We start from the raw sequence: 7,558 nt of genomic DNA on the forward strand, positions 1-7,558 counted from the left end.
CCCACAGTGACCCAACCAACGCCCACCGTCAGTCGATCCAAGAAACAGGCCCTAGTTGTTGCTTGCGCTACCAGCGCTCAGTGTCGAGGCCTTTTCGCAGGGTGATGTCGGTGGCTGGCGGGCGGGGGCATTTCCGGGACGGTTGTTCTTAGCGCTCGTACATCGACGCGTGAAGCAACCCAAACACCTCACCTAGGAGATTCGACATGCAGCGTCGTATCACCATGCTCCACACCCACAGGGCCATCGTCATCAACGGCGGAGCCGCCGACGTGGTCATCGTCGTGGAAGACCGAGAAGAGATCGAGGTCGTCCTCGACTACCGCGGACGCGGACTCAAGAGGGTGCCCGACGGCGCCTTCCTGTTCTCCGGTCCCCATTTCGACACCGTGGAGGGCCGTCATCGGCGCGGCCTGTCGCGGATCGGGACCGTCACCGTCGGCCTGCCGCTCAGCGTCCGTCAGATGGAGGCGACCAGCGGAGGCGCCATCGCCGTTTCCGGCCCTTCGGACTGGGTGCACCTGGACGGTCGGAAGGGCATCACGATCGGGGAACTCACCTTCGGTTCCCTCACCTCGTCCGGCCCGATCGTCGTGGGCAGGGCTGCCGGCAGGGTCCACCTGTACACCCATGGCGGGAACGCCAGCGTTCGGGCGGACGACCCCACCGAGCTCGTGATCAGCACGGGGGGCGGTGATGTCGAGGTCTCCGGTCAGTGGCAGGAGGACGCCCTGGACGTACGCGAAGAGGGCGGGAAGGTGACCTTCCGCAAGGAGTGATCCATCCGCCACCTGCACATCAAGGGGTTCCAGCGCTGGCTGGTGCCTCCCTAACAAGCAGGGCCCGGCATCGCCGGGCCCTTGCTGTTTTCCGCTATCGAGAATCCAGCGCCCGGGCGCACCGGTTCATCACGCCTCGGGAGCGATGCGTCTCAGGGCCTGGCGGGCGTGTTCTGCCACGTCCCCCTCGCCTTCGGCGTAGTCGCGGAGGACGGGGAGGACGGGCCGGGCCGCGTCGCCCATCAGGCTCAGGTCGTACAGCGTGCGCACCGGGTCGGCGGGGATCTGTTCGATCAGGACGGGGAGTGCCTCGTCGGCGTCGCGGGTGGTGTGCCAGAGGGCGAAGGCCGCGGCCGCGCGGGCGGGTTCGGTGGGGTCGTCGCGGACGGCGCGCAGGGCGGGGATGGCCGCTCGGGCCCGGGGGCCGAGTTCGCCGAGCCAGTCGCAGGCGTTGGTGTCGAAGCGCCAGCTGTGGCGTCCGGCCTTGCGGTCGAACTGGTGGCGGCGCTCCAGGATGTGCAGCAGCAGGCCGACGACCTCTTCGTCAGCCGGTTCGCCGAGGCCCATGAGAGCGCGGATGGCGGCGAGGCCGGTCTCTGGGTCCGGGCCCGACGCGACCCGCCGGAGGATGGTCAGTGCCTGTTCGTCGGCCAGGCCCCATCTGCGCAGGAACATGCAGCACGCGGCGGCGGTCTCCAGGTCACCGCTGTCGGGGACGCCGAGCCGCGGGATCAGTCCTTCGAGGACGGCGGTGACCTCGGCGACGGCCTCTTCTCCTTCGGGCCATTCCCTGATCCACGACAGCAGGGCCTTGGCCTCGAAGGCGGAGGAGCTGGCGAGCCGGGCCCGGACCTGCGGCCACAGATGCTCAGCCAGCGCCGATGCCGCACGGAACCGGTGCTGTAGTTGGAGGTCCAGGGGGGCGTGGGCGATCAGGCGCTGAAGCCCGGGCACGCATCGGGGGTCACTGCGCTGGGTCAGTGCGACGAGGGCCATCTCCGACAACTCGGGGTCGCTCAGACAGGCCGCGAGGGCATCGGCGTAGGCGGGGTGGGACGGCAGATGGCTCGTGGCCACGGCCGCTTGCCGTATCGCGGGGTCTGGGTGCCGGAGCAGGGACGCGACGGCGGGGGCGTGTTCGGGGAACCGGGGGAACAGGCGGTCCGCGGAGGCGACCAGGAGGTGCGTGGCCGCTGGGTTCGCTGGGCCGGCCCTCAAGCGCGCCAGCATCCGGGCCAGCCAGCGTGAGTGCAGCTCGGGCGTGGGGTGAAGCCAGCTGCCGACGGCGTCGACGGGGCCGCCCGGCGGGACGCCGACCCATTCGGGGTCGCCCCAGGCCAGTTCGGCCAGGGCCGATCCGGGCTCGCCGTCGCAGTGGGTGAGCGCGTCGAGGACCGCGTCGTCCACCGTCTCAGGGGTGTGCAGCAGCAGGCCGAGCGCGGCGCCCAGCGCGTCGGACGGCTCGCGATCCAGCCGGCGGCGCAGGTGGTCGTGGGCCATGGGGTACCGGCCTAGGGCGAGCAGCAGCCCGAGCCTGGTCGGGGCGTCCGGGTCGCTCTCGCTCCTGGCGCGGATGCGAGGAACCGCATCGTCGGGCATGTCCAGGTAGGTGAGCACGACGGCCAGGATCCGGCGGATCTGAACGTTCGGGTGGGTGAGCCGCTCCAGCAGCGCGGCCGGCTCCGCGTTCGCGGAAGCGCCCAGCCTGTCGACCCAGTCGCCGAGGATGAACGGCGATTCGACCTCCATGTTCAGGTCGGCCAGCAGCGCCTCCAGCGCCGCGCCGCTGCGCTCGCCGGGTTCGTCCAGGTCGACGTCGAAGTCCCGGTAGACCACCGCCTGCCAATCGAACCCGATCACTGAGCCCACGCGCGCACTCTAGCCCTGGACCGCCCCTGCGCTGCGGTCTTCAAGGGCGGTGGGGCGGCTCAGTACGCTCGGCTCATGCGGATTGTGGCGGTCGCCGATACGCACACCTATCATCGCGAACTCGCCGTCCCCGACGGAGATGTCTTCGTTCACGCCGGTGACCTGTGCCGGCGCGGCAAGGACCTGCGAGAACTCGAGGACGCCGCGGACTGGATGCAAGCACTTCCGCATCGGGCGAAGGTGGTCGTCGCGGGAAACCACGACTGGATGTTCATGGACGACTCCGCACGGGCCCGTGCCGTTCTCGCCGATCGCGGCATCCGCTATCTGGAGGACGGCGGAACGGAGATCAACGGCGTCACCTTCTGGGGCAGCCCCTGGCAGCCGGAGTTCAACCAGTGGGCGTTCAATCTCCCTCGGGGCCGTTCCCTCGCGGAGAAATGGGCTCTGATTCCTGACGGCGTCGACGTCCTGGTCACCCACGGGCCTCCGCTCGGAATCGGTGACGCGAACGCCTACCCCGGACGCCGCGGTTGTGAGGATCTGCTGGCCCGGGTGCGGCAGGTTCGCCCCAAGCTGCACCTGTTCGGCCACATCCACCAGGACGGTGGGCTCTGGCACCACGGGGAGACGACTTTCGCCAACGTCACGACGTGGGAATGCGAGCGTGGCCCCACCGTTGTCCGCCTGGACGCCTCGGGTGCGGTGGGCGAGATCGTGCCGCCCGCGCGAACCCGCTGAGCGACGACCGGGCCCGCTCTATGCGGGGATGAGAACGGTACGGAAGTGCGGCCACGGAGGCCTTTTCTGCGCGGCGCGTGGCCGCTCTTTGTTTTGGCGTGTGCAGCCTTTCCGATGCCACGGTCGGCCCGCGTCCGTGACGACCTTGACCGACACCCGCGATGCCGTACGGTTCAGCCTGAGGGGAACGCGTTCCCAGATCAATCAAAAAACTCACGTGAAGGACGAAGATATGGCGATCGCCGAGGTCAACGTGACGTTGGCAGCTCTCGGTTTCTGGCACCTCGCCGGAGCCGACCGGGCGGAGAAGGAAGCGGTGGCGCTTGAGAGGGCGCGTTGGTGCTTCCCCCCGGAGGCCTCCCTTGAGGTCGCCCCCGACCAGGGCATTCCGGTCGTGGACGTCGTGGAGGTCGGACCCACCATCCTCACCGAGGTGAACAAGGACGAGGAGACGGTCACCGTTCTCGCGTTCAGCGGCCTCACAGGGGCCGGCAAGAAGGAGATCGAGCAGACGGCGCTGAAGAAGGCGCGCGCCTGCGTCGGCGAAGACGCGCGGCTGGAGATGTTCTACTGCGTGATGTACGAGAACGAGGACGCCGGCGGTCCCCGCTACGAGACCTCCTGGGTGAACGTCGCGGCGGTCGAGCCGATCAGGCGTCCGCGGCTCGACGAGGAGGTCGAACCTCTTCTGCTCATGGGCGTCACGGGGAGCACCAAGAAGGAGGTCGTGCGGAACGCGCTGATCAAGGCGCGTGCGGACGAGTCCTTCCGCCGGCGCGCCGGCGCGGACACCGAACTGTGGGTCGACTTCTCGGAGCACGGCCTGCAAGCCCGCACGTCCGCTGCCGGGTCCTCGGACCTCTACGTCGCCGATGGCCTGAAGGTCTGGGCGGTCGGCTGAGACACGGGCGACCCTTCGACGGGGGTCGCTCCCCAGGAGTGTGGCCCTTCCCGAGCATTCGGGAGGGGCCACATCTCTCTGCCGAACAGGCTTTTCCGAAGGCGGACGACCGCCTGCGGCGGTCAGGGGTCGCGTTTCTCCAGGGGCGGGAGATACGGGCGGAAGTGGTCGGCGACGATGTCGGCGACGGCGTCGGCGTCGCGGGTCCCGTCGACTTCGATCACGCGGATGCCGAGGCGCCGGGCGGAGCGGACGGCGTCGTCGGCGACGAGACGGTCTCGTTCGATGCGGTTGCGTTGGGCCCGCGCGGGGTCGCTGACGCGGGGTCCGAAGGCGGCGGCTCGGGGGAGTTCGCGCAGTTGCCGGTCACGGAACGCCTCGGTGGGCACCATGACGACCATCTGCCGGGGCGAGCCGAGGACCGGCGCGACCAGCTCGGGGCGCAGTCCCCAGCCTTCGGCGATGACGGGGCGTCCCGAGACGAGGGCGCGCAGGTCGTCCAGGGCCCACTCGAAGCGGACCGGGAAGCCGGCGAGCGTCTCGGCGGCCATGTCCTGGGGGGTGGTGTTCACCCAGGTGGCGTCGGGGTCGGGGTCGGCGGGCGGGTGGCCGAGCCTGATCCGGCGGGCGATCCGGCGGTCGTTGTGGCCGCGGGCGTCGTGGTAGTCGTAGTTGTAGCAGGTCAGCCCGTAGCGGTCGGCCAGCAGCCGGGTCACGGTGGACTTGCCGGCCCACTGCCCGCCTCCGACCCACAGGACCCGGCGAAGCGTGCCGTAGGGGTCCCAGACCTGGCTGTCGGTGGCGTCCTCGGTCACAGGTCTCCTTCTTCGCGTCCAAGTGACCCGATGTAATCAGATGCCCCGGCTCGATGGCACCGCGAGCGGGGACCACCGGTTCCGGCGCTGTTGAGTACGAGGCGCCGGAGGGCTGAGTACGGGTACCCAGGCGGTGGCGCGACGGCCTCGGCAGAGTGGCGCCCGAGGTGAGGTCAATGACTACGGATCAACAACTTCCGGGAACGTCCGCCGCCGGTTCGCTCGTCGCGCCCGGCGTCGAGGAGCTGGAACTTCGGATGTCGTCCGAAGCGGACGTCGAGTGGATCGGCCGTCTCCGGCACGAGGTCTACGCGCGGGAACTCGGCCAGCACGCCCCCAACGACGCCGGGCTGCTCACCGACGACCTCGACGGGAGCAACGTCTACATCGTGGCGGTCCACCACGGCCGCCCGGCCGGGTTCATCAGTGTGACGCCTCCGTGGGCGGGCCGCTTCTCGATCGACAGGCACCTGCGGAGGGACGAGCACCCGGCGCTGTGCGAGGACGGCCTGTTCGAGATCCGGATCCTGGCCGTGGATCCGACCCTGCGGGGCGGGATGATCGGCAGGCTCCTGATGTACGCGGCGCTCCGCTGGGTGGCGGGGCACGGGGGCCGGGGCATCGTGGCCCTGGGCCGGGTCGAGCTGCTGCCGATGTACCTGGAGCTCGGGCTCGCGTCCACCGGGACGGCGGTGCGCTCCGGTGCCGCCGGGTTCCAGCTGCTCACCGGCGACGTCGCCGAGCTCACCGACCGGACCCTGCGACGCCACGGGCCGCTGCTGCGCGAGCTGGGGCGGACGGTGCGCTGGGGCCTGGAGGTCCCGTTCCTGCCCGGGGACGAGATGTGCGCGCACGGCGGTGCGTCCATCGAAGCGCTCGGACGGGGCTTCGACACCCTGGACGCGAGCGGCGAGGTGGTCCCCGCCGACGTGCTCGACGCGTGGTTCCCGCCGGCTCCCGCCGCGGTCGCCGCCCTGACCCGCGGGCTGGACTGGATCGCGCGGACGTCCCCGCCGGTGCGGGCGGACGGGCTCGTCGAGGAGATCGCGCGCCGGCGGGGCCTGCCCGAGAGCGCCCTCGCCGTCGGGGCGGGCTCCTCGGACCTGATATTCCGCGCGTTCCGCGGCTGGCTGGACGCCTCCAGCCGGGTGCTGCTGATCGACCCCTCCTACGGTGAGTACGCGCATGTCGTCGAGCGGGTGATCGGCTGCCGTGCCGACCGGTTCCCGTTGCACCGCGCGGAGGGCTGGCGGATCGATCCGGAACGTCTCGCCCGCGTCCTGCGGAAACGCTATGACCTCGTGGTCATCGTCAACCCCAACAACCCGACCGGGGTCCATGCCGACGCGGCCCGGCTGCGGAGGGTGATGGAGGACGCGCCGGCCGGGACCCGGTTCTGGATCGACGAGACGTACGCCGGTTACGTCGGCGCGGGGCAGACGCTGGAGCCCTACGCGGCGGAGGCCGGCAATGCCGTCGTCTGCACATCGCTGTCGAAGATGTACGCCCTGTCGGGCCTGCGGGCGGCCTATCTCACCGCGCCTGCGCCGATCGCGGCGGAGCTGCGCCGCTGGACCCCACCGTGGGCGGTGAGCCTGCCGGCCCAGATAGCCGCGGTGAACGCGCTGCGCGATCCGGCGTACTACGCCTCCCGGTGGGCCCAGACGGCGGTGCTGCGCGCCGAGCTCGCCACGGCGCTCGCCGAGGTCGACGAGAACCTGTCCGTCAGCGAGTCGGTGGCGAACTTCGTCCTGCTCACGCTGCCCGGGGGCGGGCTCACCGCGTCCCGGCTCGTCGAGCGGTGCAGGCGGCGGGGCGTGTTCCTGCGGGACCTGTCGCCGATGTCCCCGGCGTTCGAGGGCAGGACGGTACGGATCGCGGTACGGGACGCCGCGGCGAACGCCCGCGTGGCGGTCACCGTCGCCGAGGCACTGCGCGCCCCGCTCGGCATGGCGTGACCGGGGTCGCGGGTCCGCTCCCTTACCTCGCCGGTGCGCTGCTCGTCGGCGGTATCGCGGTCGTGCTGTCCAAACGGCGCGAGTACATGCTCCGGTGGTGCGCCTGGGCGGTGGGCGTGCCCGTGGTGGTCATCGCACTGGACGTGGGTCCCGGCGGTGCGGCCGTCCTCGCCGCCTCGGCGGGAGTGGCGTGCGCCATCGAATACGGCGGTCTGACCGACCTCCCGCGGCCGGACCGCGCAGTGCTCGCCGTCGCCGTGCCCGTCGCGCCCGTGACGGCCTGGGTGGCGCCCGCCCATCTGCCCCAGGCCCTCGCCCTCACGCTCGCGGCCGTCGCCCTGGTGCCGGTGCTGGCCGGGGACGCGGCCGGCGGCCTGGCCAGGCTGTGCTTCGGGGTGCTGGGAGTGATCTGGTTCGCGCCGCTGGCCGGCGTGGTCCTGCTCGGACCGGAGGTCCTGGCGTTGTTCGCCGCGGTGTCGATCGCCGACATCACCG

The 7,558-nt window shown here is 71.1% G+C and carries 6 protein-coding genes and 1 pseudogene; 5 read left to right on the forward strand and 2 right to left on the reverse strand.

The genetic code is table 11. From position 1 onward, the window contains the following. Positions 1-206 precede the first annotated feature (206 nt). Positions 207-779 carry a hypothetical protein gene (locus tag AB0C69_RS34415; RefSeq protein ID WP_360359234.1) on the forward strand — a complete coding sequence of 191 codons (573 nt, stop codon included), beginning with the start codon at positions 207-209 and terminating at the stop codon, positions 777-779. A gap of 129 nt (positions 780-908) precedes the next feature. On the opposite strand, the gene AB0C69_RS34420 is transcribed toward AB0C69_RS34415, so the two are convergent. Next, complete coding sequence (locus AB0C69_RS34420; RefSeq protein WP_360359236.1) at positions 909-2,648, reverse strand: hypothetical protein; 1,740 nt, start codon at positions 2,646-2,648, stop codon at positions 909-911. 75 nt (positions 2,649-2,723) lie between these two features. Between AB0C69_RS34420 and AB0C69_RS34425 the strand changes: the two genes are divergently transcribed. Both AB0C69_RS34425 and AB0C69_RS34430 read left to right on the forward strand, forming a co-directional pair. After that, a complete protein-coding gene (locus AB0C69_RS34425; protein WP_360359239.1) occupies positions 2,724-3,389 on the forward strand; it encodes a metallophosphatase domain-containing protein in 666 nt (221 codons plus the stop codon). A 136-nt stretch (positions 3,390-3,525) separates the two neighbouring features. Next, positions 3,526-4,290, forward strand: coding sequence for a hypothetical protein (locus AB0C69_RS34430; protein ID WP_360359242.1), 765 nt, complete (start codon positions 3,526-3,528; stop codon positions 4,288-4,290). A 122-nt stretch (positions 4,291-4,412) separates the two neighbouring features. Here AB0C69_RS34430 and AB0C69_RS34435 read toward each other — a convergent pair whose 3' ends face one another. Next, positions 4,413-5,105, reverse strand: coding sequence for a hypothetical protein (locus AB0C69_RS34435; RefSeq protein WP_360359245.1), 693 nt, complete (start codon positions 5,103-5,105; stop codon positions 4,413-4,415). Between the two features lie 176 nt (positions 5,106-5,281). On the opposite strand from AB0C69_RS34435, the gene AB0C69_RS34440 reads away from it, so the two are divergent. Continuing rightward, positions 5,282-7,063 carry an aminotransferase class I/II-fold pyridoxal phosphate-dependent enzyme gene (locus tag AB0C69_RS34440; protein ID WP_360359247.1) on the forward strand — a complete coding sequence of 594 codons (1,782 nt, stop codon included), beginning with the start codon at positions 5,282-5,284 and terminating at the stop codon, positions 7,061-7,063. Beyond that, positions 7,060-7,558: pseudogene (locus AB0C69_RS34445) on the forward strand (phosphatidate cytidylyltransferase); the annotation flags it as partial. The gene AB0C69_RS34440 and the pseudogene AB0C69_RS34445, both read left to right, overlap by 4 nt.

The sequence above is a fragment of the Actinomadura sp. NPDC048032 genome (assembly GCF_040653175.1).
GTDB classification, from domain to species: domain Bacteria; phylum Actinomycetota; class Actinomycetes; order Streptosporangiales; family Streptosporangiaceae; genus Spirillospora; species Spirillospora verrucosospora.

What these genes read in the sequence shown, in the direction of transcription:
- AB0C69_RS34415 (WP_360359234.1), top strand. Translation starts at nt 207, where the DNA reads ATGCAGCGTCGTATCACCATGCTCCACACCCACAGGGCCATCGTCATC.
- AB0C69_RS34425 (WP_360359239.1), top strand. Translation starts at nt 2,724, where the DNA reads ATGCGGATTGTGGCGGTCGCCGATACGCACACCTATCATCGCGAACTC.
- AB0C69_RS34440 (WP_360359247.1), top strand. Translation starts at nt 5,282, where the DNA reads ATGACTACGGATCAACAACTTCCGGGAACGTCCGCCGCCGGTTCGCTC.